The organism is Sabulibacter ruber (assembly GCF_017355955.1).
GTDB classification, from domain to species: Bacteria; Bacteroidota; Bacteroidia; order Cytophagales; family Hymenobacteraceae; genus Nibribacter; species Nibribacter ruber_A.
Window position 1 is genome coordinate 1 of the sequence record NZ_JAFFID010000073.1, and the last position, 311, is coordinate 311.

At 69.8% G+C, this 311-nt stretch carries 1 protein-coding gene; it reads left to right on the plus strand.

Annotated features, from left to right (window positions below):
- A partial coding sequence (locus JT719_RS24505) for a YqaJ viral recombinase family protein (RefSeq protein ID WP_207436411.1) occupies positions 1-311 on the plus strand: 311 nt, incomplete at both ends.

Here is a 311-nt window from a genome sequence, read left to right on the forward strand (position 1 = left end):
CTTCCGATGCGACCCGGATCATGGCGGGCAACTGGCTGTCTCTGTGGCAGGAGAAGACCGGCCGGGCCGAACCGGCGGATCTCGACCTCGTGGCCGCCGTACAGATCGGCATCGCGACCGAACATTTGCACCCCCGCTTCGTGGAGCACGCGACCGGCGTTCCCTGCATGGCCGCCGACCGGACCTACGTCCATCCCCGGCATGACTGGATCGTCGCGCACCCGGACTTCCTGACCTGGGACGCGCCGCTCTGGGACGGCTCGGCCCATCGCGGGGCGCCCGACACGGTGGTGGAGGCGAAGTTCACCGGG